The following is a 20,002-nucleotide window of genomic DNA, read 5'->3' on the forward strand; positions in this document are numbered from 1 at the left end:
GCACCGATGACCCTCACCCCACACCGCGCCGCCACCCTCACCGCAGCCACGCTCCTGCTCGCCACGACCATCCTCACCTCCGGAACGACGGCCCACGCCGACGAAAGCCCCAGCGTCCCGCCGGGCACGGAGGCAACGGCCTCTGCCCCGGTGGAAGTGGACGGGAACGACCCGGATCTCAAGATCCCCGAGGGCGCAACGCTCGCCGAGCCGAAGGTCCTGGACATCAAGCAGGTCGTAGAAGACCAGACAGGCGACGAACGCCGCGAAGACACCAACGCGGACGTGAAGTTCGCGCTCCAGGCGGAGGTCCTGTTCCCCAAGGACAGCGCCAGGCTGAGCGCGGAGGCCAAGTCCCGTATCTCCGCGATCGCCGAGGAGATCAAGACCCAGAACGCGACGAGCATCAGGGTCTTCGGCTTCACGGACAACCTCGGCTCCTCGGCCCACGGCGACGTCCTGTCGAAGCAGCGGGCCAACGCCGTACAGGAGGTCCTGGAGGGCGAGCTGAACGACGCGAACGTCAGGTACGAGGTCCGCGGCTACGGCGAGCAGTACCCGATCTCATCGAACGCGACGGAGTCCGGCCGCAAGAAGAACCGACGGGTGGAGGTCTCCTTCCCGCGCACCGAGAACTGACCATGCCGAGAAGCGCGAGACGTAAACATCACGCATACTCGCGCTATGTCTGACGTCGTGATCCGCGTGCCCGCTGAAGTCCGTGACCAGCTCGCCGCAGTGGCGGAGGCGCGTGGGATCAGTCTTCGTGCCCTGATGCAGGAGATTGCGGCTCAGACGCTGACCCCCGAGCAGGTCAAGGAGCGGGCCGATCGCACCCGTACCCTGCTCGCCGAGCGTTTCGGCCATTACGTGATGGACGAGGAAACCGCGGAAATGCGACGCAAGATGCGTGAAGCCACGGCCGCACACCGGGCTGCTCTCGCCGAGGCCGAGCCGTCCGGTTGAACCAGATCGAGCACGACGCCCTCGACAGACCCACACTGCCGGCAATGGGGGGCAACAAGCAGGTCTCCGGCCTCATCCAAGCCACGGCGGCCGGCGACGATGTACGCCTGTGGCTGCCTGTCCTGCGCCTGGTGGAGGCCGAGCGCGAGCGTGCGGGTCGCCGTCGCCTTCGGTGTCGCCGCCGCCGTGCATGTGTCGTGGCCGAAACCGATGCTTCACGGCGGAGCACTGGTTGCCACGGTTGTGCTGGAGGCTTACGCAGGGCTGGGAGTCGGGGTCATGGACCTGAACCGCTGACACGCCCGACTCCGGTCGCCGGGGGCGGAGCCGGTGCGCTCCTGCTTACAGGAGGTGGTCAGCCTTCCCGGCCTTGATCTCGAGGATGAGGTTACGGAGGGCTTCGCGGCTGTCGGTGACGTGGTGATCCTCCTGGCCGGCAACGGCGATGTAGGCGTTGCCGTCGGAGTCGGTGCCTATGCGGAAGCAGTTGTTGCCTTCGGCGCAGTACGGCTCTTCCCAGGTGATCTCGGCCATGGTGGAAGCTCCTCAGAGTTGGCTGGCGATGCTGTGAATGAAGTCCCGTGAGGCCTGTGGCGCCAGCGACTTGGTGTGCCACCAGTCCATATGAGCACGGTACTTGGCGAGCTGAGCGTCGGCGTGCGTGAATTCGCCGCCGTGTGCGGAGTCGAGCTGCACGGTGTCGAGTTCGGGCACTGCACCGTCGGCGTACAGCACCGCGTGGCCCGCACCGGGGAAGGCGCCCACCTCGACGGGGAGCACCTGCAACTCGACGTTCTCCCGCTCCGACACCTCACAGAGGTGCGTCAACTGCTCCCGGGTCGCCCGCCGGCCGCCGAACTGCATGCGCAGGGCCCACTCATGGACGTACGCGATGTACTGGACGGGGTTGTCCCGTTCCAGTACCTGCTGTCGCCGCATGCGCTGGGCCACTCGCAGCTCCACCTCCGACGTCGGTAGCGGCGGCAGGGCGGAGTCGAAGACGGCCCGGGCGTACCCGCTCAGTTGCAGCAGCCCGGGTACGTGCACGGTCTGGTAACTGCGCAGCCGGACGGCGTACCACTCCAACTCGGCGACGTCGAGGAGACCTTGGGGCAGGTTGCCCCGGTACTGCTCCCACCAGCCTCGCTTGCGGGAGTCGGCCATGGCGACCAGTGCGTCGACGTAGGCCTGGTCCCCGCAGTCGTAGTTGCTGGCGAGTATCCGGATGCGCTCGGGCGAGATGGCGCGGACGCCGGACTCCATGTTGGACACCTTCGTACGGTCCAGTCCGAGCAGACCGGCGGCGTACTCCGTGGTCTGTCCGGCCGCGAGCCGCATCTTCCGCAACTCGGCACCCAGGCGCCGCTGGCGCTCTGTTGGCGTGGACCGTGTCGGCATGCGCCCTCCTTCTCGGTTGGTCGGCGTCAGTCTGCCTCCTTCCGGGCCTCATGGTCTAACCGATGGGAGGCAATTTCATTAGGAAGGTGGCACAGGTTCCCCTGTTGCTCTACCTTCAGTGATGGGTCGATTACAGAGCGACCTTCCGCGTACCGGAAGCGCATCGCGCGAGCCTGCCCGCAATCTCCTCCCCTGGGAGGGGTGGGTCCGCGCCAGGGAGACAAGCCACCGGGCGGAGTTGAAATCACGCGCCAGCACAGGGAGTTGCCAATGCCCGAACTCGTGACGACGTGCCCCACACCGACCGACCGGCCCCCCACTCCGCCGACCCCCGAAACCCTCACCTACAGCCTCACCCTCCCCGCCGCTCCCCAAAGCCCGGCGATCGCCCGCGCAGCCACCCGTACGATCCTGCGGGCCCACGGCCTGGAAGACGTGGCCGAAGCAGCCGTACAAGCGGTAAGCGAACTCGTGGCCTGCGCCTGCCGTTTCACCACGGCCACGGAGATCTACATCTCCCTCCGCTACAGGGAAGGTGCCCTCCGCGTGATCCTCTACGACGCCCACCCCCGCCACACCAACCCCCACCTCTCCGCAGCCTGCGACACCCGCCGCCGCGCAGCCCTTCGCCTGTTGGCCTGCGTAGTCCGCACCTGCGACGGCGACTGGGGTTTCGGGGAGGCCCACGAGCCGACCGGCGGCACACGCACGTGGGCGGTCCTTCTGCGGCAGGGTGCCCGTACGTATCTGGGCGACGGCCGCACGAATGGGTGACGCAGTCCGCTCTCGGGGAGCGTCTGGGGGTGGCCGCCGATGATGTGGAGGCCATCGAGCTGGGCGGAATGCGTAGCAGTACGGTCAGCCTGGCCCCGCTTGATTTGGATGTTCGTTAGCCGACGAAGAGGCGGCGGCAGCCATGACTGGGGATCTCCAGTGGCCCACTCGGCAACGTCGCCGGCCAATACGCCAAAAACTACGGTGAGTTGGCCGCAAGTTGTTGCGGCGGCTCCGCCCGAGCCATAGCATCGCGTTTGCGATCGGGAATAGTCGATGGCTCGGGGAGCGGGGGCGGGCATGACCGTGCTCATGGTGGCGGCGGCCCTGTACGGCGTCATCCAGATGTTCGTGCTGTCGTGGCCCGCACGCTCGGTACGGCTCTCGACGGTGCTGCTGGCGCTCCTTGCAGGGGTCTACGCCTGCGGAACGGTCGCGGCGCTGCTGGAGCTGACGTACACGCGGATGATCGCGGCAGCCACAGGAGAGTCGCTGATCAGGGTCGTGAACGCCACCGCCTATACCACCGCCCCTTGGGTGGAGGAGCTGGTGAAAGCGTCCCCGCTCCTGCTGGCCGGGCTCTACGCCAAGGTCCGACGCCAATGGGGTCTGACCGACTTCACCGTCCTGGGAGCCGCACTCGGCGCCGGCTTCGGCCTGCTGGAGGCGCTGCTGCGGTACTCCCTGGACGCGGACCGGGCGTTCGAACGTCACGGCGGCTGGCTGGTCCCCGACAGCCTCTCGCCGCCGTACATCCCTGGCCCGAGTCAGGTCTTCACGACCTGGCTCCCGTCCCCGGCCGCCACCCTCGACCTCGCCCCGGGCGGGGGCGTCACGATCGCAACCTTCACCCACCTTGCGTGGACGGCCTTGGCGGGCCTGGGGGTTGGCATTCTGTGGCGGGCGCGGACCTGGTGGAAACCGCTGGCGCTGATCCCCTTCGGGGTGGCGACAGCGCACCACACTCTCAACAACTACGCAGGCAGTAACCCGGGCGGCAGTACCAGTACCCGAGACTGGCTGCAAACCCTGGACGCCAACATATGGGCCGCACCGGTTGCGGCCCTGCTTCTGGCAATGGCGCTCGACACGACGGTTCTGCACCGCGCCAAACGCAGACTCCCCGACACGCTGCTGTCGACGGAGAGACGGGACGGCGACACCGCCGCCGCACTGATCCGCTACGCGGCCTGGCGTATTCCCTGGACCCCGCTGATAGCCCTCCGCTTCATTCGCCTGCGTCGCGCCCTCTGCTATGCCACCCCCGGGACGCCGCCCCAGGCGTTGGAGCCCTTACGCAGAGCGGTCGCCGCCATAGCCACTCGAATCGACGCAACGGACAACGAACGGGTGTGGCGGACGCCGGACATACGAGCCCAGCTCAAAGCGTTCCGCGCAGCCGAGGGACGGGGCCACCACAGCCGCCTCCGCCTCCTCCTCCAGATCCTCATCCCCTGCGTCCTTGTACTCCCGTCCGTCCTCTTCCTCGGCGTCGGCTCTTTCAAGCGAACGGCCGGCCTCCAGGAGGACTTCACCACCGGCATCGGCCCGACGATCCTGCTGGTCTTCGCGGTGGCGGCGCTGGCCTGGATCGGCTGGCAGTCGACGTACCTGTTGCGCACGTGGCGTCAGACGACTCTGCACCCGATCGGCGAACAACTCGCCACTCACCGCCTCCGATTGGCCTCGTCACTGACCGCTCTGACGGTCGGCACACTCCTGCTCTGGCGCACGGCCGAATCGTCCGACCCCAGCGCCCCGGCCATCCCCACCACCCACCTCCTCGAAGCCCTCGACAACTTCCTCACCTACCTGGGCTTCGCCCTCCTCCTCCTGTCCCTGCTGGCCCTCTTTCCGCCGGGGGGCGGACTGGCGTTGGTGGGAGGCGGTGCGGTGGGTGTTGTGACCCTCGAAGCTGCACTCAACGCTGCCGTCCTGGGTACCGCCGGAGTCGTACTCATGGCCGTGACGCCGGGAGGCGAGACGGGAGGCGCACAGCAGTCGCGGGCAGGCAGATCCGGTGAGGGTGAGGGCGGAAAACGCAGGGACGGCTCCATAGACGAGAGCGAGAAGCAATTCAGGCCAAAGGAGCGCAGAATCGCTGAGACGCTGCAGAGGGAAGGGAAGGATGTCAAGGCGCTCAAGGAGTCCGAAGTGCCTGGGCAGAAAACGGCCGACGCCATCGTCGACGGGGTGCCGACGGAGTTCAAGACCTTGGACTCGGGGGCCGCGCCGAATTCGGTCAAGAACACTCTCAATACGGCGAAGAAGCAGGCGCGCGATGCAGTCGTTGACGCGCGAGGGAGCGGACTCGGGGAGGATGGAGCACGCGAAGGGCTGGGGAAGTTCCTTAGGAACAATCCACCCGGCCGAATGAATTCGATTCGGATTATTGGTGATGGATACAGCATTCATTGGCCTTAAGGAGTTCCATGAGTGAGTACCACTACGTCTTCATCCGTCCGGGGTTTCCCCGAGACAGGCTTCTCGGCGACATTGCAGAAGCGTGCCGTGGCGAACTGGAGCCGGTGGACGAAGAGTTCATCGACTATGCGGCGAACCTGGGGCATGCTGCCGCCGAGGTGGAACTCACGCATGAGTACGAGGAAGACCACGGCATGCCGTTCGAGCGCTACGACTCGCTCCTGACCGTCCGGGACTTCGACTCGGACGTGAAGCGTCAGGAGGCAATCGCACGGCGGATCTTCGACACCCTTGCAGCCACGGGCCGATACGACCTGATGCTGGTACGGGACTTGCAGGAACTGCTCGCCTCGTTCGGACGGCAGGAGTGACAGGCCCGGTGTCGGCAGGTACACCGTCCGCCGGGTGTGCAGAGCCATGGTCGGTCGCAAAAGGCGTTCATAGCCTCGTAACCATGGCTGACAACGACAACAGGAACACGCGACGCCAAGCCCTGCGACGCATCGCGGCGGGCGTCGGCGGAGCCGCCCTCGCCGTAGGCGTCGGTGCCGGAACCGCGCGGGCCGCCGACGCAGACGGGGCAACGGCACGAACCCACCACGGCATCCGTACGTACGTCCTTGTGCACGGCACCCACAGTGCCGGTGCCTTCTGGACCGCCATCGGCAGGGAGTTGGCGCTCAGAGGGCACCGGGTCGTCGCCGTGGACCAACCTCTGCACGGTACGGAGAGGTTCGTGCCGGCGGCGTATCAGACGCAGGACCTGCGCGCTCTCGCCGGCGAGCCGTCGCCGGTCGCCGCGCTCACCCTGGACGACTTCGAGCGGCGGGTCACCGGCGCGGTACGACGCGCCGCGCGGCTCGGCGGACCCGTGGTACTGGTCGGGCACAGCATGGGCGGGGTCTCGGTCAGCCGGGTGGCGAACGCCGTACCCGAACTTCTGGCCCACATCTGCTACATGGCCGCCTTCTGCCCGAGCCGCAGCATGCCGTCGCTGAATGACTGTTCGGGCTCCCCGGAGGGGCAGCGTGCCATCAGCCCGATCGGGCAGATCATCGGCGACCCGGAGAAGCTCGGCGTGCTGCGCCTCAACTGGCGTACCTCCAACCGCCGTGACCTCGCGGTCTTCAAGGAGATGATCTGCGCGGAGTACACGGACAGCGAGTTCCTGCGGGTGCTGGAAGGCATGCAGACGGACGAGTCGATGACGGCGTACGCGGGCCGGGCCGTGGGGCGTGCCGACACGTGGGGGCGGATTCCGCGTACGTATCTGCGGTTCGGCAAGGACAGGACCGTCGCCACGGAACTCCAGGACCGCATGATCGCCGAAGCCGACGAACTCACCCCGGGCAACCGCTTCCGGGTCCACAACTTCCCTGACTCCGGCCACCTGGGCCCCGGGGACCCCGCCCGCGTGACGGACCTTCTGCACGGGCTGCCGCTGTAGCGGTGTGCACCAGCCGACCGTCCAGCCGCCAGGTCGACCTCCCGCGGACATCCGGTCGTTCCCATGGATCAAGTGGGCTGTACCACAACGAGATTGCCCGGCCACCGGAACCGGGAAGAGATCACGGCGCTGTCTCCTCGAGACTCTGCGAAGGGAAACCGCTCCGTGACCACCGCGTCTCCCCCCATGCCCAAGGCGCCGGGCTCGCTCCCGCTGCTGGGCCACGCGATACCGATCCTGCGCGACAACCTCGCCTTCATCGCCTCGCTCCGCGCCTACGGTCCGCTCGTCGAGATCCGCCTCCAGCCCCAGCAGCCCACCATCGTCGTCAACGACCCGGCCCTGATCCGCACGATGCTGGTCGACGCCGCGCCCACCCTCGACAAGGGCCGCTTCTTCGAGAAGATGGGCCAGCTCCTCGGCGACAGCGTCGTCACCGCCGCGGGCACCGAACACGTCCGAAAACGCCGCCAACTCCAGCCCGCGTTCCGCCAGACCGAGATCACCCGGTACGTCGATCTGATGCGCGAGCAGGTCACCGAAGCGATGGCCGGCTGGTGTCCAGGACAGGTCCTGGACGTCCGTGAGGTGATGGTCAAGCTCTCCCTCGACATGCTCGCCTCGACCGTCTTCTCCGGCAGCATCGACGAACAGGCCTTCCAGCGGCTGCGCCGCGACCTCAGCGTCGTCATGAACGGCGTGGGCTCCCGCATCATGCTCCCCGACTGGGCCGAGAAACTCCCCCTCCCCGCCAACCGCCGCTTCACCGCCGCCCGGGACGCGGTACGCGCCACGATCGACGCCGCGGTGGCCGAACTGCGCGCCTCCGAGCGCGACACGGGAGACATGCTCTCCCTCCTGCTCCGGGCCACGGACGAGAACACCGGCCGCCCGCTGACCTCGTACCAGATCTGCTCGGAGATCCTCACCCTGGCGGTGGCCGGTACGGAGACCACCGCGTCCGTACTCTCCTGGATCCTGTACGAACTCGCCCGCCACCCGGAGATCGACCAGCGCCTCCAGTCGGAACTCACCGACGTCCTGGGCGACCGCCCCGTCACCTTCGACGACCTGCCCCGGCTGCCCTACCTGAACCGCGTCATCCAGGAGGCCACGCGGCTGCACCACACCGGCTGGCTGGTCACCCGCCGCACCCTGGAACCCCTGCGCCTGGGCGACTGGGTCATCCCGGCCGACACCGAACTGGCCTACTGCCAGCACGCCCTGCACCGTGATCCGGCGCTCTTCCCCGACCCGCTCACCTTCGACCCCGACCGTTGGCTTGACTCCGCCCAGCCCCCTCCGACCGGCGCGTTCCTCCCCTTCGGCGCGGGCAAACACAAATGCATCGGCGACCGTTTCGCCCTCACCGAACTGGTCACCGCGATCGCGACGATCACCCGCCAGGTCCGCCTCGAACTGTCCCCGGGCCAGACGGTACGACCCGTCGCCCGCGCGACGGTACGGCCGCGGACCCTGCTGATGACGGTGCGGCAGCGCGAGCACGCCGGGGCGGCGGCGGGAACGTAGGGACTACTCCGTACCCTCGACCCCCACCCGAACCCCGACCCGCAACCCCCACCCCGCCATGACCCCCGCCTCCGCCTCCACCACATGCCGAGCACGAAGCCGGGGCAACCCGAGCCGCCCGGGCCTCATGGTCGTCACGGCGATGACCATGAGGCCGCGGTCGAGGTAGGCGACGTCGATGGGGATCCGCATCCGGAAGGTGTGCACGCTGTTGGCGGGGGAGAGCAGCATCGCCCCGTCGACGGCGTCCCGCCCCAACAGCCCTTTGGTCCGCGCGCGGTACGACGTGGCGATCTCCAGGGGAACGGAGACGACATCTCCGGGGCCACGCCCGTGCACGACCAGCTTCCCCCGTCCGTCCCGCCACCGCCGTCGCATTCCAGCAGGGTGACACAAGGTGGTGGACTCGCGGGACTCGCGGAAAAGATGTTGTCCGTGGTGTCTCAGCCCGGGTAGTAAGGCCGTATGACGACTGGACTCGGTGCCGTGTTCCGCCCTCAGCTGCCGCCCGAGAGGCTGCGCGAGATCGCCCGGCTCGCGGACGAGACGGGACTCGAAGAGCTCTGGCTGTGGGAGGACTGCTTCCGGGAGGGCGGGATTTCGACCGCGGCCGCCGCACTCGCCTGGACCGAGCGGGTGAGCGTCGGGGTCGGGCTGCTCCCGGTGCCCCTCAGGAACGTGGCCGTCACCGCGATGGAAGTCGCCTCGCTGCACCAGATGTTCCCCGGGCGCGCCATCGTCGGCGTCGGGCACGGTGTGCAGGACTGGATGGGGCAGGTGGGGGCCCGGGTCGAGTCACCCGTGACCCTCCTGCGTGAGCATCTCCTCGCCCTGCGCGCCCTGCTGCGCGGCGAGCGGCTCACGACCGACGGGCGGTACGTCAGGCTCGACGACGTCGCGCTCGACTGGCCGCCTGCCCATCCCGCGCCGCCCGTCCTCGCCGGAGTCACCGGGCCCCGCTCGCTGCGGCTGGCCGGTGAAGCCGCCGACGGGACCATCCTCACCGCGAGCACCCCGCCCGAGGGTGTCCGGCGGGCCCGGCAACTCATCGACGAGGGACGGGAGTCGGCCGGACGTACCGAGCCGCACAAGATCGTCGTCTATCTCCTTGCCGCCACCGGGCCCGGCGCCGCCGCCCGGCTCCGTGCCGAGCTCGCCGCCGAAGGCGTCGCATCCGTGCCGGACCTGGGCGTCGCCGGAGACGCCGGGGCCGTCGCCAAGGCCGTCCAGCGACTCGCCGACGCCGGCGCCGACACGGTCATCCTCCAGCCGACCGGCGACGAGCCCGACCCCGAGGCGTTCGTGCGGTTCGCGGCGGAAGAGGTAAGGCCGCTGGTCCCGTGAGCGTCCCCCCCGGCCGACGATCCCCACCACCCCCGCACCTACGAAGACCTCGTGGCAGAAGCCGTCTCCCACCCCACCGACGGCTGGGACTTCTCCTGGTTCGAAGGGCGGGCCACGGAGGCGCGGCCCTCATGGGGCTACGCGGAGTCCATGGCCGTACGACTCCCCGGCACGACCGCTGTCCTCGACATCCAGACCGGCGGGGGAGAGGTCCTCGACTTCGCCCTCCGCGCCGGCTCCGCCGCACCCCGCCTCACCATCGCCACCGAAGGCTGGCCCCCCAACGTCGCCAGGGCCACCGCCCTCCTCCGCCCCCGCGGCGTCGCCGTCGTCGCCGCGCCCGAGGACGCCGCGCTCCCCTTCGCGGACGCGGCCTTCGACCTCGTCGTCAGCCGGCACCCCGTACGCCCCAACTGGCCGGAGATCACCCGCGTCCTCCGCCCGGGCGCCACCTACTTCGCTCAGCACGTCGGGCCCCGCAGCGTCTTCGAACTCGTCGAGTACTTCCTCGGGCCGTTGCCCGACGAACAGAGCAACGCCCGCCACCCCGACCACGAGTGTGCCGACGCCCGGGCCGCCGGGCTCGAAGTCGTCGGCGTACGCGCGGAACGGCTCCGTATGGAGTTCTACGACATCGGCGCCGTCGTCCATTTCCTGCGCAAGGTGATCTGGATGGTCCCCGGCTTCACCGTCGAGGCGTACGAACCCCGACTCCGCGCCCTGCACGCGCGGATCGAGTCCGAAGGCCCCTTCGTGGCCCACAGCGCTCGCCATCTCCTGGAGCTGAGGAAACCGGGATAGTCCCCTACGCGTGCGGGCCCGCCGTCACCTTCCCGACCACCAACTCCGGCCGCGCCTCCAGGACTTCCCCCACGCGCTCCACCTGAAGCCCCAACTCCCGCTCCTGCCGCGCCGTCAGGCGCCCCAGCAACTCCACCGTGACAGTCGTACGGCGGCCCTGGCGCCGCTGATGCCACACGCCCGCCACCACGCCGTCGACCAGCAGCACCGGGTAGTTGCCCGCCTGGCCACCGGCCAGCGCCCTCTCGTACGCCGCCCCCGGGAACAGGCGCTCGCGCGGCTGCGCCGCGATGCCGTACGCGTCGAAGTACGGCAGCAGACGTACGCCCTTCGCCCCGCCGCCGTCCGGGAAGTCCGTGTCGCCCGCCGCCACCCACGCCGGCGCGCCCTCGAAGTCCACCTTCTCGATCTCCCCGGCCTCGGCGAGCCCGCCGAACACCGCACCCGCCCAAGCCGGTGCGGCCGCAAGCCATTTCGCGAAGTTCTGCGGTGTCGCCGGACCGTACGCGCGCAGATAGCGCTGTACGAGCATCGCCGGCGCCCGGCCCGGCGGCAGTGGGTCGAAGGCCGGCGGGCGGGTGTACGTCACCTTGCGGCCGCGGTTCGGTCCGAAGCACAGGGCACCCGACTGGCCGGCCGTGGGGGTCCCCCCATGCCCTTAAGGCTATGGGGGAGCATCACCTGGCGCCAGCGCGGCCACATGTCCTGGAACGCGGGCATCACCCGGTCCCCGGCCCAGGGACCCGTGCGCGCCACGACCTCCTCGCTCAGCTCGTCCACCGTCAGGCATACGCCGTCCAGGGCCTCGCCGATCGCCGCCACGACCTGCGCCGCCTGCTCCTCCGTCATACGGGCACCGGGCGCGAAGGGGCTCGGGCCCGTCGGGATCGCCGTCAGCGCGGCGCACCAGAGCGGGAGTTCATGGGCCGGGAGCAGATGCACCGTGCCGCGCGGGCCGTGTGTCTTCACCAGCGAGCGGTCTCCCCAGAGCGCGGCACGTACGTCGGCCCGTGTCACACCGACCGTCCGCACCCCCACCGACACCTCCGCCGCGGACAGCACCTGCGCATGCGCGCCGAGCATGGCGGAGACCACGGAGGCCACGTCCCGACCCGCTTTCGCAGGGTTGGCCAGGAATTGCCGTTCCAGCCGGCGTGCGCTCGCCTCGTGCCAACTGATCCTCAGGGTCATGCGACGACGCTAGGACGGAAGTAGGCCGGAAGCCGTCCTCTGCAAGGCCGCTGGGCCGAGGGAGCCATCGAGTCCAAGTGTGTGCAAATCGGGCTATTGGCGCCTTGGTAAAGATTCACCCTTCGTATTCACGGGCCGTGCGCAGTTTCCACATTGTTATCGCAGGTGGCTCGCGCCCGGCCTGGGCTTCACGTAAGTTCAGACCAAGGTAATTCGCGTCAGCAAAGCTACGCGGGGTGGTGCCGCGCAGCGGAGGGGGCTGCGCGGTGCCGCGTACACCCGTTGACGTCGTATGCGCCCCCTCGGCAAAGCCCGGCCGAGAGCCTCTTCGCCGTCAAGTGGACGTTCGCTGACGGGGTCACCCGCCCGGGGGACCCATGGGCAACCCGCCGAGCCACCACCCAGGCCCGGCAAAACCTCCACATCTCCCCATATCCCGCCCGATCACCCTGAGAATCCGCTGTGATCCGGCCATGAGCCCGCCCAGAACGAGGCCATTTGCGGCCACCGCGTCGTCGCCGGGCAACTCCGGAGAGTAGTTGTGGCACGCCGATGCACGCAGCATCACTTACGAAGGGTTATGGTGGAAACCCCCCCTCGGGCCGGTCCGTATCCCCCCCACGGACCGGCCCGTTTTTTGTGTCCGGACGGGATCTTCAATGGTGCGTCCGCTGCAACCACAGCCAACCCGCACCCGGAATAGGGCCCCAACCCCCACGGCGGTACCCTCAACCCGCGGGGACCGCATCCGCACGGAGGGGCTGACAATCACGTGAACCTGCGCGACAAGCTGCGCAGCCTGCTCGTCAGGCTGTACGCACGCCGGGTGGAAGGCCACCTGGACCACGCTCAGGTGCCCAAGCACATCGGCGTCATCATGGATGGCAACCGACGCTGGGCGAAGGCGGCGGGTTCCACCACCGTGCACGGTCACCGGGCAGGCGCCGAGAAGATCGAGGAGTTCCTCGGCTGGTGCAGCGAGACGGACGTCGAGGTCGTCACCCTCTGGCTGCTGTCGACGGACAACTTCGACCGGCCGCAGGAGGAACTCGTTCCGCTCCTCGGCATCATCGAGGACGTCGTCCGCACCCTCGCCGCCGACGGGCGCTGGCGTGTCCACCACGTCGGCACGCCTGATCTGCTGCCGCAGCAGATGCAGACCACCCTCAAGGAAGCCGAGGAGACCACGGCGGGCATCGAAGGCATAGTCGTCAACGTCGCCATCGGTTACGGCGGTCGCCAGGAGATCGCCGACGCCGTGCGCTCGATGCTCCTCGACGCCTCCGACAAGGGCACCTCGCTGGAGGAGCTCGCCGACGCCGTCGACGTCGAGACCATCGGCCGGCACCTCTACACCGGTGCCCAGCCCGACCCGGACATCGTCATCCGCACCAGTGGCGAGCAGCGGCTGTCCGGATTCATGCTCTGGCAGACGGCCCACTCCGAGTACTACTTCTGTGAGGTCTTCTGGCCGGCCTTCCGCAAGGTCGACTTCCTGCGCGCCATGCGTGACTACGCTGCGCGCCACCGCCGTTACGGAGGCTGATCCGGCGTACCCCGGGCGAGGAAAGTCACCGTCTCTGGGGCGGAAGTAACAAAGAGTTCACCAGGGCGCCGTCATTCGGCGTGGCATGGCATCGCACGTTCGAGGGCATAAGCCAGACAGGTCGACACCCGAACCACGGGTGTCGGATCTCAGCGGACGGCACGGGGCCGTCCGCCCGGGAGGCCCTTTGCACCAGCCCGATCGTGCGTTCACCGCACGGACGAAGCAGCGGAGGGCCGGTTCTCGGCCCGTGCATCGCGGCCGTCGACCGGTCCAGCTCCTCTCCGTCGCTCCCCGACCTCTTCCGAGGGGGTACGTCCTTCCGTGGTGACCAGCACAAAGCGCCACAAGCCCGACCGGCGCACTTATGTTCTCGACACCAGCGTCCTGCTGGCCGACCCGAACGCCCTGAGCCGCTTCGACGAGCACGAGGTTGTGCTTCCGATCGTCGTGGTGACGGAGTTGGAGGCCAAACGGCACCATCCCGAACTCGGGTACTTCGCCCGGCAGGCCCTGCGCCTGCTGGACGACTTCCGGGTCCGGCACGGTCGCCTCGACGCCCCCATCCCGATCGGGGATCTCGGCGGGCACGTCCGTGTCGAGCTCAACCACTCGGACCCCAGCGTTCTGCCGACCGGCTACCGCCTGGGGGACAACGACTCCCGCATCCTCGCGGTCGCCCGCAATCTGCAGGCCGAGGGGTTCGACGTCACCGTTGTGTCGAAGGACCTTCCGCTCAGGATCAAGGCGTCCTCGGTCGGTCTTCTCGCCGAGGAGTACCGCGCCGAGCTCGCCATCACGGACTCCTCCGGTTGGACCGGAATGTCCGAACTGGTCCTGCCGGGCGAGCAGGTGGACATCCTCTTCGAGGAGGGGACGGTCTACGTCCCCGAGGCGTCCGGCCTTCCCGTGCACACCGGGCTCACCATCCAGTCCGAGCGCGGCAAGGCGCTGGGACGGATGACGCCCGAGGGCAATATCCGGCTCGTACGCGGGGATCGCGAGGCGTTCGGCATCAAGGGCAGGAGCGCGGAGCAGCGCATCGCGCTGGATCTGCTCCTCGACCCGGACATCGGGATCCTCTCGATGGGCGGCCGGGCCGGCACCGGCAAGTCGGCGCTGGCACTCTGCGCGGGCCTGGAAGCGGTTCTGGAGCGCCGTCAGCACCAGAAGATCATGGTCTTCCGTCCGCTGTACGCGGTGGGCGGGCAGGAGCTCGGCTATCTGCCGGGCTCCGAGGCCGAGAAGATGAGCCCCTGGGCCCAGGCGGTCTTCGACACCCTGTCCGCGGTCACCAGCCGCGAGGTCATCGAAGAGGTCACCGCGCGCGGGATGCTCGAGGTCCTGCCCCTCACCCACATCCGCGGACGCTCGCTGCACGACGCGTTCGTCATCGTGGACGAGGCGCAGTCCCTGGAGCGGAACGTACTGCTGACCGTTCTGTCCCGAATCGGCGCCAATTCACGGGTCGTTCTGACCCATGACGTGGCTCAGCGGGACAATCTGCGAGTCGGTCGGTACGACGGTGTCGTCGCCGTCGTCGAGAAGCTGAAGGGGCATCCGCTCTTCGCGCATGTCACGCTCACGCGGTCCGAGAGGTCCCAGATCGCAGCGCTTGTGACCGAAATGCTCGAAGACGGGACGATCTGAGGGATCTGGCAACCGATGCCCAATTAGGGCCGGTTACTTGGTAGTTGGCGCCGTCCAGCAAAGGCTCAGAGCCTAGTTGGGCGGCGCCTTCGCGCGTCGTGCTTTCTCAAAATCCCTTGGGTCAAACGGGATGTGAGCTTTCACACGCAACTCAGAATTGCCACCCGGCGTCCGGGTGCGGCAGAGTCTCATTCCTGTCAGGCCCCGCATACGACTCACCTGTACCCCCAGCGGTACGGCACCACCCAGGCATCACCGCCAACTCCATAGCTCCGTCGTATGCCGCCCGAGCACCATGCGGCGCTCCCCTCGCGGGAGTTGCCCACCGGGCCCGTGCCTCCCGTGACCCCGCAGTTGGGAGGCCAGCGTTCAGGGGCACGATTGCGTCCGCCAGGGTCACCGAAGCGGGCGATGCTGGAAGGAAACCGTGTGAGCCGGATTTCGGTCCGGGGATTCGCAGTGGCCTCGGCCACCGCGGTCACCGCTGTCGGAAGTGTCGTCGGCGTTGCCTCGGGCAGCACCGCGCAGAACAACGACGCCGAAGCGGCGGCAGCCGACCTGACGCTGCTCGCGGACATACCCGCGGGCCAGCAGGCCCAGGTCCAGACCACATCCCTCACTCAGCAGGCCGAGACCCAGGCCATCGCCGCGGACACGACCGCCAAGAAGGACGCCGAGGAGGCAGCCCGCAAGGCCGCCGCCGAGTCCGCGGTCGCGAAGAAGGAAGCCGCCGAACAGGCGGCGCAGGAGGCCAAGGAGCGCGCAGAGGCAGAAGAAGCGGCCAGCCGCAGTGCCACGCGTGACGCCTCCGACTTCACCCCCCAGAGCTCGTACTCCATCGGAGAGATCCAGTCGATGGCGCAGTCGATGGTGGCGAGCGACCAGTACCAGTGCTTCAGCAACATCGTGGACCACGAGTCCAGCTGGAACTACCAGGCCGTCAACGCCTCCTCCGGTGCCTACGGCCTCTTCCAGGCGCTGCCCGGCTCCAAGATGTCGTCCGCCGGCTCCGACTGGCAGACCAACCCGGCCACGCAGATCAAGTGGGGCCTCAGCTACATGAACGACCGCTACGGCAGCCCGTGCGACGCCTGGTCCTTCTGGCAGGCCAACAACTGGTACTGAGCCGCCGTTCGCTCAACCTTTCCGAGCCCCTCACCGTCCTTCGGTGAGGGGCTTTCGGCTCTCGCCACGTACGGCATGTACGGTCGGACCGGACGACTCCGGGGGGAGTGGTGGGGACAGACGGGGGCAAGGGACGGATCATGTCGCGAGTGCCAGGGTGGCTCAGTCGGCTGGGCGCCGGACTGACCGAAATGGGAGAGCGGCTGGACGAGCGCCGCGCCGAGGTGGAGCGGGCGGACGCCGAGCCGGTGACCGCGTCGGTGGCTGCCAAGGCCCCGGACGAAACTCCGGACCGGATCCCGCCGCCGCCCGACTACGCCCCTGAGATCGCGCCCCGCTCCGACCGTCCCGACCCGGCGCTCGCCGTGCCGTGGGGGGTCCGGGTCGCCGCGGAGGCCGGCTGGCGGCTGCTGGTCCTCGCGGGCACGCTGTGGGTGCTGATGCGGGTCATCAGCGCCGTCCAGCTCGTGGTGCTGTCGTTCGTGGCCGCGCTGCTGATCACCGCGCTGCTGGAGCCCGCGGTGACGCGGCTGCGGCGATACGGCGTGCCGCGCGGCATCGCCACCGCGCTCGCCGCGATCCTCGGCTTCGTGGTGATGGGGCTGATCGGCTGGTTTGTGACCTGGCAGGTCATGGAGAACATCGACAACCTCTCCGACCAGGTCCAGGACGGCATCGACGAGTTGCGCAACTGGCTGCTCAACAGCCCGTTCCACGTCACCGACAAGCAGATCAACGACATCGCCGAGAATCTGCGGGAGGCGATCGGCGCCAACACCGACGAGATCACGTCCGCGGGCCTCGAAGGCGTGACGGTGATCGTCGAGGCGCTCACCGGCATCCTGCTGGCGGTCTTCTCGACGCTGTTCCTCCTCTATGACGGCAAGCGCATCTGGCAGTGGTCGCTGAAGCTCGTGCCGGCGGCCGCCCGTCCGGGCGTGGCCGGTGCCGGCCCGCGCGCATGGCGGACGCTCACGGCCTATGTGCGCGGCACGGTGCTGGTGGCCCTGATCGACGCCGTCTTCATCGGTATCGGCATCTACTTCCTGGACGTGCCGATGGCCGTCCCACTGGCCGTCTTCATCTTCCTGTTCTCCTTCATCCCGCTGGTGGGCGCGGTGGCCTCGGGCGCCCTGGCGGTCGTGGTGGCGCTGGTGACCCAGGGCGTCTTCACCGCGGTGATGACACTGGCGGTCGTGCTCGCGGTCCAGCAGATCGAGGGCCACATCCTCCAGCCGTTCATCCTCGGGCGGGCGGTCCGCGTCCATCCGCTGGCCGTGGTGCTGTCGGTGGCGGCGGGTGGCCTGGTCGCGGGCATCGGCGGTGCGATCGTCGCGGTGCCGCTGGTGGCGGTGACGAACACGGTGGTCAGCTATCTGAAGTCGTACTCCCAGGAGGCGGCGCTGCGGCAGTCCCCGCGGCCGAGGGGGGCCACCGCGATGGATGTGGCGCCGGTGCAGCCCACGCCGCCGTCGGACGCGGCCCCGTCGTAGCCCCGTCCCTGGGGGCTGCCGCCCCCAGACCCCCGCTTCGGCCTGAATGGCCTCGTCCTCAAACGCCGGACGGGCTGAAAATTCAGCCCGTCCGGCGTTTGAGGACAAAGCGGGGGCGAGAATCTGCGTCGTTACTCGGAGAGCACCGCTTCCGCGTCCAGCGTCACACCGACCGCCTGGATCACCGAGGCGATCTTGAAGGCCTCCTGGATGACCTCGCGGTCCACGCCCGCCTTGCGCAGGACCTGCTCGTGGGAGTCCAGGCACATGCCGCAGCCGTTGATGGCCGAGACGGCGAAGGACCACAGCTCGAAGTCGACCTTGTCGACACCGGGGTTGCCGATGACGTTCATACGGAGGCCGGCGCGCAGGGTGCCGTACTCGTGGTCGGAGAGCAGGTGGCGGGTGCGGTAGAAGACGTTGTTCATCGCCATGACCGCGGCGGCGGACCTGGCCGCCGTGTACGCCTCCGGCGTGAGGTTCGCCCTCGCCTCGGGTGCCAGCTCGCGCAGGACGATGGGGGAGCGCGACGCGATGGCCGTGGCCAGGACCGTGCCCCACAGCTGCTGGGCCGGGAGGTCCGAATTGCCGATGACCGAGCCCAGGTTGAGCTTCAGGTCCTTGGCGTAGTCCGGTACGGCGGACTTGAGGGTGTCGAGGGACATGTCCGTCACTCTCCGGCCAGCAGGGCGACCGGGTCCAGCGTCTCGTCGCCCTTGCTCCAGTTGCACGGGCACAGCTCGTCGGTCTGGAGGGCGTCCAGGACCCGCAGGACCTCCTTGGGGTTACGCCCGACGGAGCCGGCGGTCACCATGGTGAACTGGATCTCGTTGTTCTGGTCGACGACGAAGACCGCGCGCTTGGCGAAGCCGTCCTCGCCCTCGATGCCGAGGTCGCGCATCAGCTCGTGCCTGGAGTCGGCCATCATCGGGAACGGCAGGTCGCGCAGGTCGTCGTGGTCCTTGCGCCAGGCGTGGTGCACGAACTCCGAGTCACCGGAGAAGCCGAGGATCTGTGCGTCGCGGTCGGCGAACTCCTCGTTCAGCTTGCCGAAGGCCGCGATCTCGGTCGGGCAGACGAAGGTGAAGTCCTTCGGCCAGGCGAACACGATCTTCCACTTGCCCTCGTAGGTCTTGTGGTTGATCGTCTCGAACTCCTTGCCCTTCTCCAGCGAGACGCAGGCGGCCAGTTCGAACTCGGGGAACTTGTCACCGACAGTGAGCACTAACTCTCCTTGCAGCGAGGAAACGCCCATTGTGTGGGCGTTTCCCTCGGGTTGGACATGATCGATGCTTGCACATGCTGCATTGATTATGGAAATAGCTACACTTGGTCGAGTTGATCGGAGGGAGCTATCAGTGACCGTAAGTAAAAGGAGGCAGCCCAGCCTCGCCCAGCTGCGTGCCTTCGCCGCCGTCGCCGACCATCTCCACTTCCGGGATGCCGCCGCCGCGATCGGCATGAGCCAGCCCGCCCTGTCCGGTGCCGTCTCCGCGCTGGAGGAGACCCTCGGCGTGACGCTGCTGGAGCGGACGACCCGCAAGGTGCTGCTCTCGCCCGCCGGCGAGCGTCTCGCCGTGCGCGCCAAGGCGGTGCTGGGGGAAGTGTCGGCGCTGCTGGAGGAGGCTGAGGCGGTCCGGGCCCCGTTCACCGGGGTGCTGCGCCTCGGGGTCATCCCGACCGTCGCGCCGTACGTCCTGCCGACCGTGCTGCGACTCATCCACGACCGGTACCCGGACCTCGACCTCCAGGTGCACGAGGAGCAGACCGCCAACCTGGTCGACGGCCTCACCAGCGGACGGCTCGACCTGCTGCTGCTCGCCGTGCCCCTCGGCGTGCCGGGAGTCGCCGAACTCCCGCTGTTCGACGAGGACTTCGTGCTCGTCACGCCCCTCGATCACGCGCTCGGCGGCCGGGAGGGCATCCCGCGCGAGGTGCTGCGCGAACTCAATCTCCTGCTGCTCGACGAGGGTCACTGTCTGCGCGACCAGGCACTCGACATCTGCCGGGAGGCGGGCCGTGCGGATGCACCCGTCACCACGACCGCCGCCGGACTGTCCACCCTCGTCCAGCTCGTCGCCGGCGGGCTCGGCGTGACCCTGCTGCCGCGCACCGCCGTCAAGGTCGAGACGACCCGCAGCAACCAACTCCTCACCGGCTACTTCGCCGAACCCGCGCCCACCCGCCGGATCGCCCTCGCGATGCGGGCGGGGGCGGCGCGAGGAGCGGAGTACGAGGAATTGGCCGCAGCGCTCCGTGAGGCGCTGCGGCCGCTTCCCGTACGGGTGGTGGAGAACGGTGACTGAGTAGGTA

The 20,002-nt window shown here is 68.7% G+C and carries 19 protein-coding genes and 1 pseudogene; 14 read left to right on the forward strand and 6 right to left on the reverse strand.

Annotation, left to right across the window (positions count from 1 at the left end; all coding sequences use genetic code 11):
• Window positions 1–6 precede the first annotated feature (6 nt).
• The gene (locus tag KCH87_RS09865) at window positions 7–639 is read left to right on the forward strand and encodes an OmpA family protein (protein ID WP_210585578.1); all 633 of its coding nucleotides are present in this window, start codon (window positions 7–9) and stop codon (window positions 637–639) included.
• Between the two features lie 45 nt (window positions 640–684).
• The gene (locus KCH87_RS09870; RefSeq protein ID WP_210585579.1) at window positions 685–966 is read left to right on the forward strand and encodes an Arc family DNA-binding protein; all 282 of its coding nucleotides are present in this window, start codon (window positions 685–687) and stop codon (window positions 964–966) included.
• Window positions 967–1,308: 342 nt separating this feature from the next.
• Here the strand turns inward: KCH87_RS09870 and KCH87_RS09875 are convergent, their stop codons facing one another.
• Both KCH87_RS09875 and KCH87_RS09880 read right to left on the reverse strand, forming a co-directional pair.
• A complete protein-coding gene (locus KCH87_RS09875) occupies window positions 1,309–1,500 on the reverse strand; it encodes a hypothetical protein (protein WP_210585580.1) in 192 nt (63 codons plus the stop codon).
• Window positions 1,501–1,512: 12 nt separating this feature from the next.
• Window positions 1,513–2,364, reverse strand: a complete 852-nt coding sequence (locus KCH87_RS09880) for a helix-turn-helix transcriptional regulator (RefSeq protein WP_210585581.1) — start codon at window positions 2,362–2,364, stop codon at window positions 1,513–1,515.
• A 270-nt stretch (window positions 2,365–2,634) separates the two neighbouring features.
• Between KCH87_RS09880 and KCH87_RS09885 the strand changes: the two genes are divergently transcribed.
• The 5 genes from KCH87_RS09885 (at window position 2,635) to KCH87_RS09905 (ending at window position 8,539) form a co-directional block, all read left to right on the forward strand.
• Entirely contained in the window at window positions 2,635–3,138 is a 504-nt protein-coding gene (locus KCH87_RS09885; RefSeq protein WP_210585582.1) for an ATP-binding protein, read from the forward strand.
• 300 nt (window positions 3,139–3,438) lie between these two features.
• A complete protein-coding gene (locus tag KCH87_RS09890) occupies window positions 3,439–5,562 on the forward strand; it encodes a PrsW family glutamic-type intramembrane protease (protein ID WP_210585583.1) in 2,124 nt (707 codons plus the stop codon).
• Window positions 5,563–5,570: 8 nt separating this feature from the next.
• Complete coding sequence (locus KCH87_RS09895; protein WP_210585584.1) at window positions 5,571–5,933, forward strand: hypothetical protein; 363 nt, start codon at window positions 5,571–5,573, stop codon at window positions 5,931–5,933.
• 83 nt (window positions 5,934–6,016) lie between these two features.
• Window positions 6,017–7,009 carry an alpha/beta hydrolase gene (locus KCH87_RS09900; protein ID WP_210585585.1) on the forward strand — a complete coding sequence of 331 codons (993 nt, stop codon included), beginning with the start codon at window positions 6,017–6,019 and terminating at the stop codon, window positions 7,007–7,009.
• A gap of 165 nt (window positions 7,010–7,174) precedes the next feature.
• The gene (locus tag KCH87_RS09905) at window positions 7,175–8,539 is read left to right on the forward strand and encodes a cytochrome P450 (RefSeq protein ID WP_308298798.1); all 1,365 of its coding nucleotides are present in this window, start codon (window positions 7,175–7,177) and stop codon (window positions 8,537–8,539) included.
• Between the two features lie 3 nt (window positions 8,540–8,542).
• On the opposite strand, the gene KCH87_RS09910 is transcribed toward KCH87_RS09905, so the two are convergent.
• Window positions 8,543–8,917, reverse strand: a complete 375-nt coding sequence (locus KCH87_RS09910) for a DUF192 domain-containing protein (protein ID WP_210585587.1) — start codon at window positions 8,915–8,917, stop codon at window positions 8,543–8,545.
• An 87-nt stretch (window positions 8,918–9,004) separates the two neighbouring features.
• On the opposite strand from KCH87_RS09910, the gene KCH87_RS09915 reads away from it, so the two are divergent.
• Together KCH87_RS09915 and KCH87_RS09920 are read left to right on the forward strand one after the other, a co-directional pair.
• Window positions 9,005–9,883 carry an LLM class flavin-dependent oxidoreductase gene (locus tag KCH87_RS09915; protein ID WP_210585588.1) on the forward strand — a complete coding sequence of 293 codons (879 nt, stop codon included), beginning with the start codon at window positions 9,005–9,007 and terminating at the stop codon, window positions 9,881–9,883.
• A gap of 51 nt (window positions 9,884–9,934) precedes the next feature.
• Entirely contained in the window at window positions 9,935–10,684 is a 750-nt protein-coding gene (locus KCH87_RS09920) for a class I SAM-dependent methyltransferase (protein WP_210585589.1), read from the forward strand.
• Window positions 10,685–10,688: 4 nt separating this feature from the next.
• On the opposite strand, the pseudogene KCH87_RS09925 reads toward KCH87_RS09920, so the two are convergent.
• Window positions 10,689–11,875: pseudogene (locus KCH87_RS09925) on the reverse strand (winged helix DNA-binding domain-containing protein).
• A 772-nt stretch (window positions 11,876–12,647) separates the two neighbouring features.
• Between KCH87_RS09925 and KCH87_RS09930 the strand changes: the two are divergent.
• The 4 genes from KCH87_RS09930 to KCH87_RS09945 all read left to right on the forward strand — a co-directional run bounded on the left by KCH87_RS09930 (window position 12,648) and on the right by KCH87_RS09945 (window position 17,689).
• A complete protein-coding gene (locus KCH87_RS09930; protein ID WP_210585590.1) occupies window positions 12,648–13,421 on the forward strand; it encodes an isoprenyl transferase in 774 nt (257 codons plus the stop codon).
• Between the two features lie 324 nt (window positions 13,422–13,745).
• The gene (locus KCH87_RS09935; RefSeq protein ID WP_210585591.1) at window positions 13,746–15,071 is read left to right on the forward strand and encodes a PhoH family protein; all 1,326 of its coding nucleotides are present in this window, start codon (window positions 13,746–13,748) and stop codon (window positions 15,069–15,071) included.
• A 429-nt stretch (window positions 15,072–15,500) separates the two neighbouring features.
• A complete protein-coding gene (locus KCH87_RS09940) occupies window positions 15,501–16,196 on the forward strand; it encodes a transglycosylase SLT domain-containing protein (RefSeq protein ID WP_308298799.1) in 696 nt (231 codons plus the stop codon).
• Window positions 16,197–16,336: 140 nt separating this feature from the next.
• Window positions 16,337–17,689 (forward strand): AI-2E family transporter, encoded by a 1,353-nt coding sequence (locus KCH87_RS09945; protein WP_210585593.1) that lies wholly within the window; start codon window positions 16,337–16,339, stop codon window positions 17,687–17,689.
• A gap of 131 nt (window positions 17,690–17,820) precedes the next feature.
• On the opposite strand, the gene KCH87_RS09950 is transcribed toward KCH87_RS09945, so the two are convergent.
• Window positions 17,821–18,354 (reverse strand): alkyl hydroperoxide reductase, encoded by a 534-nt coding sequence (locus KCH87_RS09950; protein ID WP_210585594.1) that lies wholly within the window; start codon window positions 18,352–18,354, stop codon window positions 17,821–17,823.
• A 5-nt stretch (window positions 18,355–18,359) separates the two neighbouring features.
• Window positions 18,360–18,914 (reverse strand): peroxiredoxin, encoded by a 555-nt coding sequence (locus tag KCH87_RS09955; RefSeq protein ID WP_210585595.1) that lies wholly within the window; start codon window positions 18,912–18,914, stop codon window positions 18,360–18,362.
• A 133-nt stretch (window positions 18,915–19,047) separates the two neighbouring features.
• Here KCH87_RS09955 and KCH87_RS09960 point away from each other — a divergent pair, with 133 nt between their 5' ends.
• Window positions 19,048–19,995 carry a LysR substrate-binding domain-containing protein gene (locus tag KCH87_RS09960; RefSeq protein ID WP_374198986.1) on the forward strand — a complete coding sequence of 316 codons (948 nt, stop codon included), beginning with the start codon at window positions 19,048–19,050 and terminating at the stop codon, window positions 19,993–19,995.
• Window positions 19,996–20,002: the final 7 nt, after the last annotated feature.

The organism is Streptomyces sp. GESEQ-35, from assembly GCF_017948485.1.
Classification (GTDB): domain Bacteria; phylum Actinomycetota; class Actinomycetes; order Streptomycetales; family Streptomycetaceae; genus Streptomyces.

Excerpts from the sequence above, each read along its gene's own strand:
- KCH87_RS09865 (WP_210585578.1), top strand. The coding sequence starts at position 7 with ATGACCCTCACCCCACACCGCGCCGCCACCCTCACCGCAGCCACGCTC.
- KCH87_RS09870 (WP_210585579.1), top strand. The coding sequence starts at position 685 with ATGTCTGACGTCGTGATCCGCGTGCCCGCTGAAGTCCGTGACCAGCTC.
- KCH87_RS09875 (WP_210585580.1), bottom strand. The coding sequence starts at position 1,500 with ATGGCCGAGATCACCTGGGAAGAGCCGTACTGCGCCGAAGGCAACAAC.
- KCH87_RS09880 (WP_210585581.1), bottom strand. The coding sequence starts at position 2,364 with ATGCCGACACGGTCCACGCCAACAGAGCGCCAGCGGCGCCTGGGTGCC.
- KCH87_RS09885 (WP_210585582.1), top strand. The coding sequence starts at position 2,635 with ATGCCCGAACTCGTGACGACGTGCCCCACACCGACCGACCGGCCCCCC.
- KCH87_RS09890 (WP_210585583.1), top strand. The coding sequence starts at position 3,439 with ATGACCGTGCTCATGGTGGCGGCGGCCCTGTACGGCGTCATCCAGATG.
- KCH87_RS09895 (WP_210585584.1), top strand. The coding sequence starts at position 5,571 with ATGAGTGAGTACCACTACGTCTTCATCCGTCCGGGGTTTCCCCGAGAC.
- KCH87_RS09900 (WP_210585585.1), top strand. The coding sequence starts at position 6,017 with ATGGCTGACAACGACAACAGGAACACGCGACGCCAAGCCCTGCGACGC.
- KCH87_RS09910 (WP_210585587.1), bottom strand. The coding sequence starts at position 8,917 with ATGCGACGGCGGTGGCGGGACGGACGGGGGAAGCTGGTCGTGCACGGG.
- KCH87_RS09915 (WP_210585588.1), top strand. The coding sequence starts at position 9,005 with ATGACGACTGGACTCGGTGCCGTGTTCCGCCCTCAGCTGCCGCCCGAG.
- KCH87_RS09945 (WP_210585593.1), top strand. The coding sequence starts at position 16,337 with ATGTCGCGAGTGCCAGGGTGGCTCAGTCGGCTGGGCGCCGGACTGACC.
- KCH87_RS09950 (WP_210585594.1), bottom strand. The coding sequence starts at position 18,354 with ATGTCCCTCGACACCCTCAAGTCCGCCGTACCGGACTACGCCAAGGAC.